This window comes from Cellulomonas hominis (genome assembly GCF_901521055.1).
Classification (GTDB): domain Bacteria; phylum Actinomycetota; class Actinomycetes; order Actinomycetales; family Cellulomonadaceae; genus Cellulomonas; species Cellulomonas endometrii.
In genome coordinates, this window is record NZ_CABEGA010000040.1 from 1 (window position 1) to 13,139 (window position 13,139).

The 13,139-nt window shown below is 74.0% G+C and carries 12 protein-coding genes; 3 read left to right on the forward strand and 9 right to left on the reverse strand.

The window, feature by feature from the left end; all coding sequences use genetic code 11:
• Window positions 1-205 precede the first annotated feature (205 nt).
• The gene (locus tag KJP73_RS11245; protein ID WP_213282955.1) at window positions 206-1,633 is read left to right on the forward strand and encodes an MATE family efflux transporter; all 1,428 of its coding nucleotides are present in this window, start codon (window positions 206-208) and stop codon (window positions 1,631-1,633) included.
• A 7-nt stretch (window positions 1,634-1,640) separates the two neighbouring features.
• On the opposite strand, the gene KJP73_RS11250 is transcribed toward KJP73_RS11245, so the two are convergent.
• The 6 genes from KJP73_RS11250 to KJP73_RS11275 form a co-directional block, all read right to left on the reverse strand.
• Window positions 1,641-2,585, reverse strand: a complete 945-nt coding sequence (locus tag KJP73_RS11250) for a formylglycine-generating enzyme family protein (RefSeq protein ID WP_433995170.1) — start codon at window positions 2,583-2,585, stop codon at window positions 1,641-1,643.
• Window positions 2,582-3,520: an HAD family hydrolase gene (locus KJP73_RS11255; RefSeq protein ID WP_213282956.1), complete on the reverse strand. Its 939-nt coding sequence runs from the start codon at window positions 3,518-3,520 to the stop codon at window positions 2,582-2,584. The genes KJP73_RS11250 and KJP73_RS11255 overlap by 4 nt, the downstream gene beginning before the upstream one ends.
• A gap of 10 nt (window positions 3,521-3,530) precedes the next feature.
• On the reverse strand, window positions 3,531-5,069 hold the full coding sequence (locus tag KJP73_RS11260; RefSeq protein ID WP_213282957.1) for an arylsulfatase: 1,539 nt from the start codon (window positions 5,067-5,069) through the stop codon (window positions 3,531-3,533).
• A gap of 88 nt (window positions 5,070-5,157) precedes the next feature.
• Window positions 5,158-6,390: a low temperature requirement protein A gene (locus KJP73_RS11265; RefSeq protein WP_213282958.1), complete on the reverse strand. Its 1,233-nt coding sequence runs from the start codon at window positions 6,388-6,390 to the stop codon at window positions 5,158-5,160.
• 59 nt (window positions 6,391-6,449) lie between these two features.
• Entirely contained in the window at window positions 6,450-7,496 is a 1,047-nt protein-coding gene (locus KJP73_RS11270) for an NAD(P)-dependent alcohol dehydrogenase (RefSeq protein WP_213282959.1), read from the reverse strand.
• A gap of 89 nt (window positions 7,497-7,585) precedes the next feature.
• Window positions 7,586-8,572: an aldo/keto reductase gene (locus tag KJP73_RS11275; protein WP_213282960.1), complete on the reverse strand. Its 987-nt coding sequence runs from the start codon at window positions 8,570-8,572 to the stop codon at window positions 7,586-7,588.
• Window positions 8,573-8,696: 124 nt separating this feature from the next.
• On the opposite strand from KJP73_RS11275, the gene KJP73_RS11280 reads away from it, so the two are divergent.
• Entirely contained in the window at window positions 8,697-10,754 is a 2,058-nt protein-coding gene (locus KJP73_RS11280) for a discoidin domain-containing protein (protein WP_213282961.1), read from the forward strand.
• 86 nt (window positions 10,755-10,840) lie between these two features.
• Window positions 10,841-11,308, forward strand: a complete 468-nt coding sequence (locus KJP73_RS11285) for a GAF domain-containing protein (RefSeq protein WP_213282962.1) — start codon at window positions 10,841-10,843, stop codon at window positions 11,306-11,308.
• A 204-nt stretch (window positions 11,309-11,512) separates the two neighbouring features.
• Here the strand turns inward: KJP73_RS11285 and KJP73_RS11290 are convergent, their stop codons facing one another.
• From KJP73_RS11290 to KJP73_RS11300, 3 genes are read right to left on the reverse strand one after another with little or no spacing between them, the layout of a single operon-like run.
• Entirely contained in the window at window positions 11,513-12,073 is a 561-nt protein-coding gene (locus tag KJP73_RS11290) for a TetR/AcrR family transcriptional regulator (protein WP_213282963.1), read from the reverse strand.
• A gap of 3 nt (window positions 12,074-12,076) precedes the next feature.
• A complete protein-coding gene (locus tag KJP73_RS11295) occupies window positions 12,077-12,706 on the reverse strand; it encodes a sugar O-acetyltransferase (RefSeq protein WP_249669319.1) in 630 nt (209 codons plus the stop codon).
• A gap of 25 nt (window positions 12,707-12,731) precedes the next feature.
• Window positions 12,732-13,124 carry an ATP-binding protein gene (locus KJP73_RS11300; protein WP_213282964.1) on the reverse strand — a complete coding sequence of 131 codons (393 nt, stop codon included), beginning with the start codon at window positions 13,122-13,124 and terminating at the stop codon, window positions 12,732-12,734.
• Window positions 13,125-13,139: the final 15 nt, after the last annotated feature.

Genomic DNA, 13,139 nt, shown 5'->3' on the forward strand with positions numbered 1-13,139 from the left:
TACCACTAACACGTAGTGACCACAGTTGTAACGACCATAAGATCGAATGTACTACGGGTTTTTTTTTTTTTTCAAGCAGAAGACGGAATACGAGATAGCGTAGCGTCTCGTGGGCTCGGAGATGTGTAAAAGAGCCCCCCCCCCCCCCCTCCGCCGTGCCGGCATCCGCCGGCGCGCGCTCGAGCCTGCCCGCGAAGGAGCAGTCATGAGCACCACGAACCCCACCGCCGACACGGTCGGCACCGACCGCTGGTACCTGTCCTCCGCCCCGGTGGTGCGCGCCCTCGTGCACCTGTGCGTGCCGATGGCCGCCGCGATGATCGTCGGCGCCGTCTACAACGTCATCAACGCCGGATTCATCGGCGCGCTGCACGACACGTCCCTGCTGGCGGCGGTCACGATCGGCGCGCCGGTCCTCGGCCTCGTCATGGCGGTCGGCAACGTGTTCGGCGTCGGCGGCGGCGCGCTGATCTCCCGGCTGCTCGGCGCGGCGGAGCACGACCCCGCCCGGGCCGCGACGATCAGGAACGTCTCGTCGTTCGCGCTGTGGGGCACCGTCGTCGTGGGCGCCGTGCTGGGCGGCGCCGGTCTGCTGGTGCTGCGCCCGCTGGTCCGGGTCCTGGGCGCCGACGCCGGCACGACGCAGGCGACGAGCGCGTTCGTCGGGATCCTGCTCGCGTTCGTCCCCGTGCTCGCCGCCGCGGTGTGCCTCGAGCAGCTCGTGCGGGCGGAGGGTGCCGCGCGCCAGGTGATGACGGGGCTGATCGCCTCCACGGTCGCCAACGTCCTCCTCGACGTGCTGTTCATCCTCGTGCTGCACCGCGGGGTGGCCGGCGCGGCGCTGGCCATCGGCCTCGCGAACGTGGTCACCGTCGCCTACTTCGCGACCTGGCTCGCGCGCCGCAGCGAGCACGTCAGCCTCGCGCCGCGGTGGTTCACGCTCGCACCCGCGGTGCTGCGGCCGGTCCTCGGCGTCGGGGTCAGCACGCTGCTGCAGTCGGCGTTCCTCATCGTCACGTCGCTGGTGCTGAACAACCTCGCCGGCGGGTACGGCGACGGCCCCCTCGCGGCGATGGGCGTCGCGGTCCGGATCGCGCAGGTCCCGGAGTTCCTGGTCATGGGCGTGACCCTCGGGGTGCTGCCGCTGCTCGCGTACGCCTACGGCAAGGGAGACGCCCGCCGCCTCGCCTCGGCGGTGCGCACCGCCGCCGTCGCGGTCGGGGGCGTCGCCCTCCTGTTCTCGGTGACCGTCCTGGTGCTGCGCGAGCAGGTGCTCGCCGCGTTCCTCACGGACCGGGCGGTCGTGGGGATCGGTGTCACGGTCCTCACGGCGCAGCTCGTGGCGATGGTCGCGAACGGCTTCACGGGCCTGCTCACCTCCCTGTTCCAGGCCACGGGCCAGGCGGTCGCGGCGAACGTCATGTCGGTCACCCAGGGGGTGCTGTTCGTGCCGGTGGTGCTGCTCGGCAACCGGTGGTTCGGGCTGCCCGGGATCATCTGGGCCCTGACCGTCACGGAGGTCGCCGTGCTGCTCGCGGGCGCCGGGCTGTGGCTGGCGACGCGCCGCGCCGTCGACCGCGGGCTGGCCGAGGGCAGCCCGGAGCGGGCCGAGCAGGCGCTGGCGGAGGCGTGACGCGCCGCTAGGCCCGCAGGACGCAGCGGAACCCGATGTGGCTGGTGCCCGTGTCGACCATCTGCGGCCGCCGCGCGGCGGGCCGGTACCGGCGGCAGTAGCTGTCGGCGCAGAGGAACGACCCGCCCTTGATCACCTTGCGCGGCACGGGGAACTGCGGCTGGCGGGGGTCGTGGCTGTCCTGCTCGTCGGCGCCGCGCGGGTTGTGCGGGATGCAGCACTCGTCGGGCGCGTCGTCGGGGTGGCGGCGGGCGTACCAGTCGGTCGTCCACTCCCAGACGTTGCCGGCCATGTCGTGCAGGCCGTAGCCGTTGGCGGGGAAGCTGCCGACCGGGGCGGTCGTGCCGTAGCCGGGGTCGGCGCGCCAGGGGAAGGCGCCGTGCCAGTAGTTGGCGAACCGCTGGCCGGGCTGCTCGGGAGCGCCACCCCAGGTGAACGGCTCCCCCGGCAGGCCCCCGCGCGCTGCCGCCTCCCACTCGGCCTCGGTGGGCAGCGACCGGCCCGCCCACGTCGCGTAGGCCTCGGCGTCCTCGTACGCGACGTGCACGACCGGGTGCGCCTGCCGGCGGGCGACGGACGAGCCGGGGCCCTCGGGGCGGCGCCACGACGCGCCGGGGGTCCAGGTCCACCACTGGCTGAGGTGCCGGAGGTCGACGGGGCCGGGCGTGCCGGTGAACACCAGGGAGCCCGGCTGCAGGTTCTCCGGCGGGGCCCCGGGGTAGTCGGCGGGGTCGAGCGGCCGCTCGGCGACCGTGACGTAGCCGGTCTCCCGGACGAACGCCGCGAACCGCGCGTTGGTCACCTGGTGCGTCTCGATCGCGAACGCGTCGAGCCGCACCCGGTGCGCGGGCGCCTCCTCCGGGTAGTGCGCGTCGGAGCCCATGAGGAACGTCTGGGCGGGCACGGCCCGCAGGTCGGACGGCGGGGCGTCCAGCACCAGCTCGCCGGTCACCGCACGCCCTCCGGGAAGACGGTCGTCCAGTCGTCCTTCATGCTGACCACCACCCAGCCCCGCTCCGCCGCCACGCCGAGCAGGTCCTCGGCGCCCGCGACGTAGGCGAACTCGCGCTCGTCGTCGTCGTGCAGGACGACCATCCGCAGCGCCGGACCCGTGCCCGTCCCGGAGAACGTGAGCATCGGCAGGTCGCCGTTGGAGTTGCCGACCGACAGGATCGGCCGCCGCCCGATGCGGCTCCAGATGCGCACCGGCTTCTCGGGCCCGTCGTCGAAGAAGTCCATCGCGCTCTTGTAGAGCAGCTCGTCCCGCTCGTCGCCCGGCCGGTAGGTCAGGCCGAGCGCGCTGCCGATGACCCGCTCCGGCGGCACGCCGTACAGGTCGCCCGCGACGGGGCGCATGAAGTCGCGGTCCCCGCCGGAGGCGATGTAGACGGCGAAACCGTGCGCCTCCAGGTAGCCGAGCAGCTCGACCATCGGGCCGAACACGCACCCCTGGTACGGCACGCCGAGCGTCGGGTGCTCCGCGGCGGCGAAGAACGCCCGCACCCGCTCGTCGTACTCGTCGACCGTGACGTCCTCGAACGCCTGCGTGACGGCCGTCATCAGCAGCCCCAGGTCGGCGTCGTCGCCGTGGTAGTGCTTGACCATCGCCGCGCCCAGCCAGCGCAGGTCCTGCGTGTACGCCGCCTGCCACGGCTGCCGCTCGCGCAGCGCCGGGTCGGCCTCCGCCATCTGCGCGAGCCGCCGGACGGTGAAGTCCAGCTGGATCGGCATCGGCTTCTCGCACCACAGCGTGCCGTCGTTGTCGACCACGGCGACCCGGGCGGGCGGCGGCACGTAGTCCGGGCCGCCCTCCCGGGTGACCCGCTCGACGAAGCCGACGACGGCGGACCGCGCCGGCCCGTCCGTCCAGGACCCCAGCTCCCCCACGCCCGTCGCCTCAGTCCTTGGCGAGGGCGGCGTGCAGCTTGGCCACGGCCTGGTCGATCGTGAACGAGGCCGCCGCCTGCCGCGGCGGGAACTCCAGGAACGTCTGCAGGAACGCCGTGGTGATCGCGGTGCCGTAGAGCGCGAAGAAGTCGTGGTCGAGGAACCAGTCCCAGTAGGTGTTCGACGTGACGTCCGCCCGCTCGAACGGGTCCGTGCGCAGGTTGAACAGCTTCGGGACCCGCAACGGCGTGAACGGCTCGCCCCAGAGCGCCATCGTCCCCGGGGACCGCTGCTCCATGAACACGATCTTCCAGTTGTCGAACCGGATGCCGAGCACGTCGCAGTCGTCGGAGAAGTAGATCAGCCCCCGGCGCGGGCTCTCCTCGACCTCGCCCGTCAGGTAGGGCAGCAGGTCCCACCCGTCGATGTGCGCCCGGAACGTCTTGGCGCCCGCGACGTGCCCCTGCTTGAGCTTCTCGACGATGTCCGGCTCGCCCGCCGCCGACAGGAACGTCGGCAGCCAGTCGTGGTGCTGCACGATCTCGTTCGACACGACGCCGGCCGGGATGTGACCGGGCCACCGGATCAGCTCCGGGACGCGGAACGCGCCCTCCCAGTTCGTGTTCTTCTCGCTGCGGAACGGGGTGGTGGCGCCGTCCGGCCAGGTGTTGGCGTGCGGGCCGTTGTCGGTGCTGTAGATGACGATCGTGTCCTCGGCGATGCCGAGCTCGTCCACCGCGTCGAGCAGCAGCCCGACGTGCCCGTCGTGGTCGATCATCGTGTCGTGGTACGTCGACTGCCACCGGCCCGCCTGCCCCACACTCTCCGGCTTGGTGTGCGTCCGCAGGTGCATGTGCGTGGTGTTCATCCACACGAAGAACGGGGTGTCGGCCTCGACCTGCCGCCGCATGAAGTCGATCGCCGCGGCGGTCGTGTCGTCGTCGATGGTCTCCATCCGCTTGCGGGTGAGCGGACCGGTGTCCTCGATCCGCTGCTTCCCGACGACGCCGTACTTCGGGTCCTCGGTCGCGTCGTGCTCGTCCGTCGCCCACGCGTGCAGCACCCCGCGGGGCTCGTAGATGGCGTGCAGCTTCGGGAAGTCCTCCTTCTTCGGGAAGTCCGGCTGCTCCGGGTCCTCCTCGGCGTTCAGGTGGTAGAGGTTCCCGTAGAACTCGTCGAACCCGTGCACCGTCGGCAGGTACCCGTTGAGGTCGCCCAGGTGGTTCTTGCCGAACTGCCCGGTCGCGTACCCGAGCGGCTTCAGCAGCTCCGCGATCGTCGGGTCCTCGGCGGACAGCCCGACGTCGGCGCCCGGCACGCCGACCTTGCTCATGCCCGTCCGGTAGACGCTCTGCCCGGTGATGAACGAGGCGCGCCCCGCGGTGCAGCTCTGCTCGCCGTAGGAGTCGGTGAACCGCATCCCCTCGTCGGCCAGGCGGTCGATGTTCGGCGTGCGGTACCCCATCAGGCCGTCGCTGTAGCAGCTGAGGTTCGTGATCCCGATGTCGTCACCCCAGATCACCAGGATGTTCGGCTTCCCGTCCGGCATGACGCCCTCCTCCGCTGGGTGTGCCGCCAGTCTCACGACGTCGGGCAGCGGCTTCCTCATCCGCCGGAGGTGAGATCGCCGCGCGACCTCAGAGGGAGGCGAGCACCCGCTCCTCGTGCCGGTGCCCGGCCAGCTCGTACCCGACCACGGTCACCCACGGCGTGAGCGAGACGACCACGAGGGACCAGACCAGGGGCGCGCCGGCCACCGCCAGCAGCACCCCGGCCACCACGACCGCCCCCGACACCGCGACGAGCACGAGGTGGAACGGGTCGAGGCTGCGGGTGAGCGCGGCGTACAGCGCGTAGACGCCCAGCAGGTACACGGCGACGGGGACCGCGACGGTCAGGACGGTCCCGGTGAGCGAGAGCTCGCTGTGCTCCTGGAGGAAGAACGCGGCGGCGTGCAGCCCGCCGCCGACGGCGACGATCGCCCCGAACAGCACGATGTGCCCGTACCCCCACGAGAACGAGCGCCGCCGCCGCGCGGCCAGCAGGTCACCGCTCGGCATCACGAAGTACGCCCACCACAGCCCGAACGTCAGCGACGTCCCCGCGAGGCCGAGCAGGGCCGTCTCGGCGGTCCAGCCCTGCTCCTCGATCACGGCGGACAGGGCGAACGTCGTGCCCATCAGCCCCTCGCCCAGCGCGATGATCACGAGCAGCCCGTAGCGCTCGGCGATGTGGTGCGGGTGCCACGGCGTGCCGCCGTGCACGCGCTCGGCGACGACCGGCCCCACGAGCTCGAGCAGCACGAGCGGCACCATCAGGGCGAACGTCGTCCCGGTGGGCAGGTCCGTGAGGGCCAGCGCGATCCAGCCGACCTGCGCGGCGAGCAGCGTGGCGATGAACACCGCGACGCTCTGCCGCCGCGCGGGGTCGGCCAGGGCGGCGCGGCTCCACTGCAGCACCATCGGCACGCGCATGACGACGTAGCCGAGCACCATCACCCGGTTGTCGATGTGGTCGCCCTCGGCCAGCGACTCGAACATCGGCGTCAGCCCGAGCGCGAGGATCAGGACGCCGACCATCTGCACCATCGTGGTGAGCCGGAACAGCCAGTCGTCGGTGTCGTAGGCGGACGCGAACCAGGTGAAGTTGATCCACGCCCACGACACCGCGAACGTCGCGAAGCAGAACCCGGCGACCGCGGGACCCACGTGCCCGTCCGCGAGCAGGTGGGCGAGCTCCTCGGCGGTCCGGCCGAACGCGATGACGAAGGTGAGGTCGAACAGCAGCTCGAGCGGCGTGGCGGCCCGGCCGCCCTCGCGCGGGTCCCGGCCGGTCATGCGGGTGCGCAGGGGCGTCACGCTCGGCGGCATGGTCGGAGTGTAGGAGCACGTCACCGCCGCGCGGGACGCCCGCGCGGCGGTGACGGGGCTCAGGCGAGCGTCGCGGTGTCGATCACGAAGCGGTAGCGCACGTCGGACGCCAGGACCCGCTCCCAGGCCTCGTTGACCTGGTCCGCGGCGATGACCTCGATCTCGGCGCCGAAGCCGTGCTCGGCGCAGAAGTCGAGCATCTCCTGGGTCTCGGCGATGGACCCGATGGTCGAGCCGGCGAAGGACCGGCGCGCCGGGATCAGGGAGAACGCCTGCACGGGCAGGGGCTGCGGCGGGGCGCCGACCATGACCATCGTGCCGTCGACCGCGAGCAGCGACAGGTACGCGTTCGGGTCGATCTCGGCGCTGACGGTGTTGACGATCAGGTCGAACTCCCCCGCGAGCTGCTCGAACGTGTCGGGGTCGCTGGTGGCGAAGTAGCGGCGGGCACCGAGGCGCAGGCCGTCCTCCTGCTTCTTCAGCGACTGCGACAGCACGGTGACGTCCGCGCCCATGGCGTGCGCGATCTTGACGCCCATGTGGCCCAGCCCGCCCATGCCCACGACGGCGACCTTCATGCCGGGGCCGGCGTTCCAGTGGCGCAGCGGGGAGTACGTGGTGATGCCCGCGCACAGCAGCGGCGCGGCCACGTCGAGGTCGAGGGAGTCGGGGATGCGGACGACGAAGCCCTCGGTCACGACGACCTGCTGCGCGTAGCCGCCCTGGGTGACGCTGCCGTCGCGGTCGGTGCTCGCGTAGGTGCCGGTGTTGCCGCGCAGGCAGTACTGCTCCTGGCCCTGCTCGCACTGGACGCACTCGCCGCAGGAGTTGACCATGCAGCCGACGCCGACGCGGTCGCCGACCGCGAACTTCGTGACCTCGGAGCCGACCTCGGCGACGACGCCCGCGATCTCGTGCCCGACGACCAGCGGGTAGGGCACCGGGCCCCACTCGCCGCGGGCGGTGTGGATGTCGGAGTGGCAGATGCCGGCGAACTTGATGTCGATCCGCACGTCGAGCGGGCCGACGTCGCGGCGCTCGATCGTGGTGCGCTCCAGCGGCTGGTCGGCGGCGGTCGCGGCGTAGGCGTTCACGGTGGTGGGCATGCCCCCGATGGTGCCCAGAACGACGCTCCGGGCGCCAGCCGGGTGGGAGGCCCTGGCGGTGCCCCTCAGCCGGACCTGCAGCCGGGCGGCTACCGGTCCAGGTAGCCGAGGTGCTGCTCGCCGTACCGCTCGCCGTGCACGCCCAGGCGCGCGGCGACCGCGTCGAGGTCGGCGACCTCGTCGGCCGACAGCGGGACGGCCGTCGCACCGGCGTTCTCCTCGACGCGCTCGATCCGGCGGGTGCCGGGGATCGGGACGATCCACGGCTGCTGGGCGAGCAGCCACGCGAGCGCCACCTGGGCGGGCGTCACGCCCTTCGCCCGCGCGAGGTGGGCCACGTGGTCGACGAGCGCCTGGTTGGCAGCCCGGTTCTCGGCGGCGAACCGTGGGATCGTCGCGCGGATGTCACCGGGGGCGAGCTCCGTGGTGGTGCCGACCGTGCCCGTCAGGAACCCCTTGCCGAGCGGGCTGAACGGCACGAACCCGATCCCCAGCTCCGCGAGCGTGGGGAGCACCTCCGCCTCCGGGTCCCGCGTCCACAGGGAGTACTCGCTCTGCACGGCCGTGACGGGGTGCACCGCGTGCGCCCGCCGGATGGTCCCGGCCGACGCCTCCGACAGCCCGAGGTGCCGCACCTTGCCCTCGGCGACGAGCTCGCCGACGGTGCCGGCGACGTCCTCGACCGGCAAGTCCGGGTCCACGCGGTGCTGGTAGAAGAGGTCGATGACGTCGGTGCGCAGCCGTCGCAGCGAGGCCTCCGCGACCCGCCGGATCTGCTCCGGGCGGCTGTCGAGCCCGACCGTCCGCCCGTCCTGGATGTCCCAGCCGAACTTGGTGGCGACGACGACCTGGTCCCGGACGGGCTCCAGCGCCTCCCCCACCAGCTCCTCGTTGACGTAGGGCCCGTAGACCTCCGCGGTGTCGACGAACGTCACCCCGCGGTCCACCGCGGCGCGCAGCACCCCGATCATGTCCTCGCGGGAGCCGGGGTTGGGGCCGTAGCTCTGCGACATGCCCATCGCGCCGAGGCCGACGGCGGAGACCCGCAGCCCCTGACCGAGCGTCCGTCCGTGCATGGTGCGCCTCTCGTCGCCGGGATGCGGCCACCGTCCCCCGGGCGGGCGCGGCCGTCAAGCCCGCCGGGATTGCCGGGCCACCGGAACCGGTGGAGCGTGGCGAGGACCATCACGAGGAGGGGACATGGCGGGTCCACCACCCCCCGCCGGGCGCGCGGCCGTGCGCCGGCGCCCGCGGCTGCTGCTCGCGGGCGTGGTGCTGCTGCTCGCGGCGGTGGGGGTCGCGCTGTGGCTGCGGGCCGCTCCGGACGGCGACCGCCGGGCCCCCGACCGGGACCCGCAGCGCCGCGCGGAGGTCTGGACGACGACGGCCGACGGCCGGCTCCGCCTCGAGCGGACCGCCACGGTCGCACCGGCACCGGCACCCGCCGCGACCGACGACCCCGGCGCGGCCGCGGACGTCGTGCAGGTCCCGGCCGCCGGGGACACCACGGGGCAGGAGGTCCGCGGCTTCGGCGCCGCCCTGACGGAGTCCTCCGCCGCCCTGCTCCTGGCGATGGGCGACGACGCCCGTCGCGCGCTGCTCACCGAGCTGTTCGACCCGGCCGGGCCGGTGCGGCTCTCCGTGCTGCGCGTCCCGCTCGGGGGCTCCGACTTCGTGGTGGAGGCCGCGCGCACCTACGACGACCTGCCGGCGGGTGCGACGGACCCGGACCTCGAGCGGTTCAGCACCGCGCCGGACGAGCCGGTGCGGTCGCTGCTCCGCGAGATCCGCGGGCTCGCGCCGGACCTCGTGGTCGTCGCGTCGCCGTGGAGCCCGCCCGCGTGGCTCAAGGACTCCGGCGCCCTGGCCGGCGGCCGGCTGCTCGACGACGACGAGGCGTACCGCACCTACGCCGCCTACCTGGTCCGGGCGCTGGAGCAGTACGCGGCGGCCGGGGTCCCGGTCGACGCCCTGACCGTCCAGAACGAGCCGCAGGCCCGCCACCCCGACGGGTACCCGGGGACGGACATGCCGGTCGAGGACCAGGTGCGGCTGATGCGGGAGCTCGGGCCGGCGCTCGACGCCGCGGGGCTGGACCCCGAGATCCTCGCCTTCGACCACAACTGGGCGCTGCACCCCGCCGACGCCGCGTCGACGCCGGACGGCCGCGACCCCGAGGCCGACTACGCCCTGGAGGTGCTGCGCAGCGACGCCGCACCGTGGGTCGGCGGGGTCGCGTTCCACTGCTACTCCGGGGACGCGTCCGCGCAGGCCGCGGTCCTCGACGAGCTCCCGGGCACCGACATCTGGATCACGGAGTGCTCCGGGTCCCACGCCCCCGGCACCCCGCCCGAGCAGGTGTTCGCGGACACGCTCGGCTGGCAGGGCCGGCACCTGCTCGTCGAGGGGCTCGGGTACGGCGCGTCCACCGTGCTCACCTGGAACCTGGCGCTGGACCCGGGCGGCGGCCCGCACGTCGGCGGCTGCGGGACGTGCACCGGGGTGGTCATGCTCGACGGCGACGCGGTCACGCGGAACGCCGAGCTCGACGTCCTCGCGCACGCGTCGCGGTTCCTGCCCGCCGGCTCGGTGCGCGCCGGTCCGGCGGGTGCCGGTCCGGACACCCTCGGCCCGGCCACGGAGGGCGACGGCTCCGTCGCCCAGGTCGCCTTCCGGACGCCCGACGGCGCGGTCGTCGTCCTGCTGCAGCACGACGGCGACCGCGACCGGGACGTCGTGGTCGCGGACGCCGGCGACCGGTTCCCCGTGACGCTCCCCGGGCGGTCGCTCACCACGGTGGTGCTGGACGACGACCCCGGTGCGACGCCGACCGCACCCGCGGGCGCCCTCCTCGCCGAGGTCGACCTGCCCGGTGCCGTGACGACGGCGGAGCCCGCGGCGCCGCTCGACCCGTGCTGCACCCAGGACGTCGCGGCGCGCGCGACCGACGGCGACCCGGCGACGCGCTGGAGCTCGGGCCGGCCGCAGCGGCCGGGCGACCGGCTGGACGTGGACCTCGGGCGCGCGGTCGCGGTGCGCACCGTGGTGCTGGACGCAGGGGGCGGCGACTGGCCCCGCGGCTACGAGGTCGAGGTCAGCGCCGAGGGCTCCACGTGGTCCGAGGCAGCGGTCCGCAGCGGCGCGGGTGCGGTCGCGGCCGCCTCGCTGGACGGAGCGCCCGTCCGGCACCTCCGCGTCCGCCTGACGCAGGACGCCGCGCCGTGGTGGAGCGTCGCCGAGCTGCGCGTGTACGAGTGAGCGCGCCGCTCGGGCCCGGTGGCGACCCGGGCGCGCCGCTGCGAGACTCGGGCCGTCCACGGGGCGCTGCGCGGGAGGTCGGTCACGTGTCGGACATGCCGGAGCGGGACGAGGCGTACGCCTTCCTCGACGACTACGCCCGCGCGGCCGCCGCACGCGTGGATGCCCCCACCGAGTGCAGCATCATCGTGCGGGAGACCTCGGTCCTGCGGTACGCGGCGAGCTCCGCGCCCGCCGCCGGGACGTGCGACCGGGTGGAGGTCGCCACGGGTGAGGGCCCGTGCGTGCTGGCGATCGAGCAGCTGCGGGGCGAGCTCGTGCCCGACACGCGCTCCGAGGAGCGCTGGCCCGCGTGGCGGGAGGCGGCGACGCGCAACGGCTTCCTGTCGTCGGCCGCCCTGCCGGCGATGGTGGACGACACCGTGACGCTCGCGCTGAACCTGTACTCCCCCGACGTCGACCCGTGGGACGGCGCGGTCCTGGTCACGATGGACGGCTACGCCCAGGAGATCGCGGAGGCCGTCCGGGCGCGCGGGCCGCACCGGGAGCCGTAGCGGGTCCGAGCGGGAACAACCGGGCGGCGCCGTGCATTGAGGAGGGTGCCGCGCCGGTTCATGACCCCCGGGCTCAACCTCCATCCGCTCCGAGCGGACTCGCGCCGTGAGGCGTCTGCCGGTGGCGGCACCGAAGGGCGGCGGGAGCGATTCCGCCGCCCTTCGTCGTGCCTGTCCATGTCCCGGCGCCGGTCACCCCGCACGTCAAGACGCCGCCGAGCCGGCCGCGACGAGCGCGCGCACCGCCTCCCGGGTCAGCTCCCGGTCCGACGGCTCCCGGTCGAGGGCGCGGTGCAGGACGAGGCCCTCGATCAGCGCGTCGACCTGCCGGGCGGTCCGCGCCGGGAGGTGCCGCTCCAGCTCGCGCCGGCTGCGCTCCATCCAGGCCGTCGTCAGGGCCCGGTACCGCGGGTCCCGCGCGGCGAGCACGTACAGCTCGACGGTGAGGACGAGGTCCCGCTGCTGCGCCGGGTCCGAGAGCGCGTGCACCAGGTCCACCACGGCCTCGACGGCCCCGTCGGCGTCCCGGGCAGCGCCGAGCCGCGCCTCGAACGTCGCGGCGACCCGCTCCGCGAACCGGGTGAAGGCCTCCTGCAGCAGCTCGTCCATGCCGGCGAAGTGGTACGTCATCGACCCCAGCGGGACGTCGGCCCGCTCGGCGATCCTGCGGTGCGAGATCCCGGCGACGCCGACCTCGGCGACCAGGTCGAGCGTGACGTCCACCAGCCGGTCCCGGCGGCCGGGGTCGGTGCGGCGCGCGCGCACCGGTCAGACGCTGCGGACGACGCGGGCGGGGTTGCCCACCGCGACGCTGTTCGGCGGGACGTCCCGGGTGACGACCGCGCCGGCCCCCACCACGCTGTTCTCGCCGATGGTCACGCCCGGGCACACGACGACGCCGCCACCGAGCCACACGTTGTCCTCGATCACGATCGGCTTCGCGGCCTCGAGCTTGTCGCGCCGGGGCTGCGGCTCCACGGGGTGGGTGGGCGTGAGCAGCTGGACGTGCGGGCCGATCTGGCAGTCCGCGCCGATGCTGATGGGGGCGACGTCGAGCGCCGTCAGCCCCATGTTGACGAACGTGCGGGGGCCGATCGTGATGCGGTCGCCGTAGTCGACGTGCACCGGCGCCCGCACGAACGCCGTCGGGTCCATGCTGCCGAACAGCTCGCGCGCGGCCTGCTGGCCGGCCTCCGGGTCCTCGTCGTAGGCGGCGCGGAACCGCGCGGCCAGCCGCACCGCCCGCTTCTGCGCCTCGGCGATCGCCGGGTCGTCGGAGATGTAGAGGTCCCCGGCGAGCATGCGCTCGTAGCTGGTGCGGGGGTCGCCGGCGAAGTAGTCGGCGGGGGTGGTCGCGGGGGTGGTCGCTGAGGTGGTCGCGGGAGCGTCGTCGGTCATGCGGACGAGCGTACACATCGGGCGGTCACGGGCTGATCGAGAACCACACGACCTTGCCGCCCGCCCGGTCGGGCCGCCAGCCCCAGGCGTGGCTCAGCGACTCGACGATGCGCATGCCGTGCCCCCCGGGCAGCCCGGCACGGTCCGCGCGGACCTGCGGCGGGCGCACGTCGCCGTCGGCGACCTCGACGACCAGGCGGCCGCCGCGCGCGGTCACGCCGACCGTCACGTGGGGCGTGCTCCCGGCGTGCCGCACCGCGTTCGTGACGACCTCGCTGGTCATCAGCTCCAGGTGCTCCAGCAGCTCACCGGTCACGCCGGCGGCCCGTGCGCGGGCGAGCACCCAGGCCCGGGCGGGCCCGACCGACGACGGCGCGGCGACGAATCGTCGCGTCAGGCCGCCGCCGCGAGTGGTCACCACCGCACGATAGAC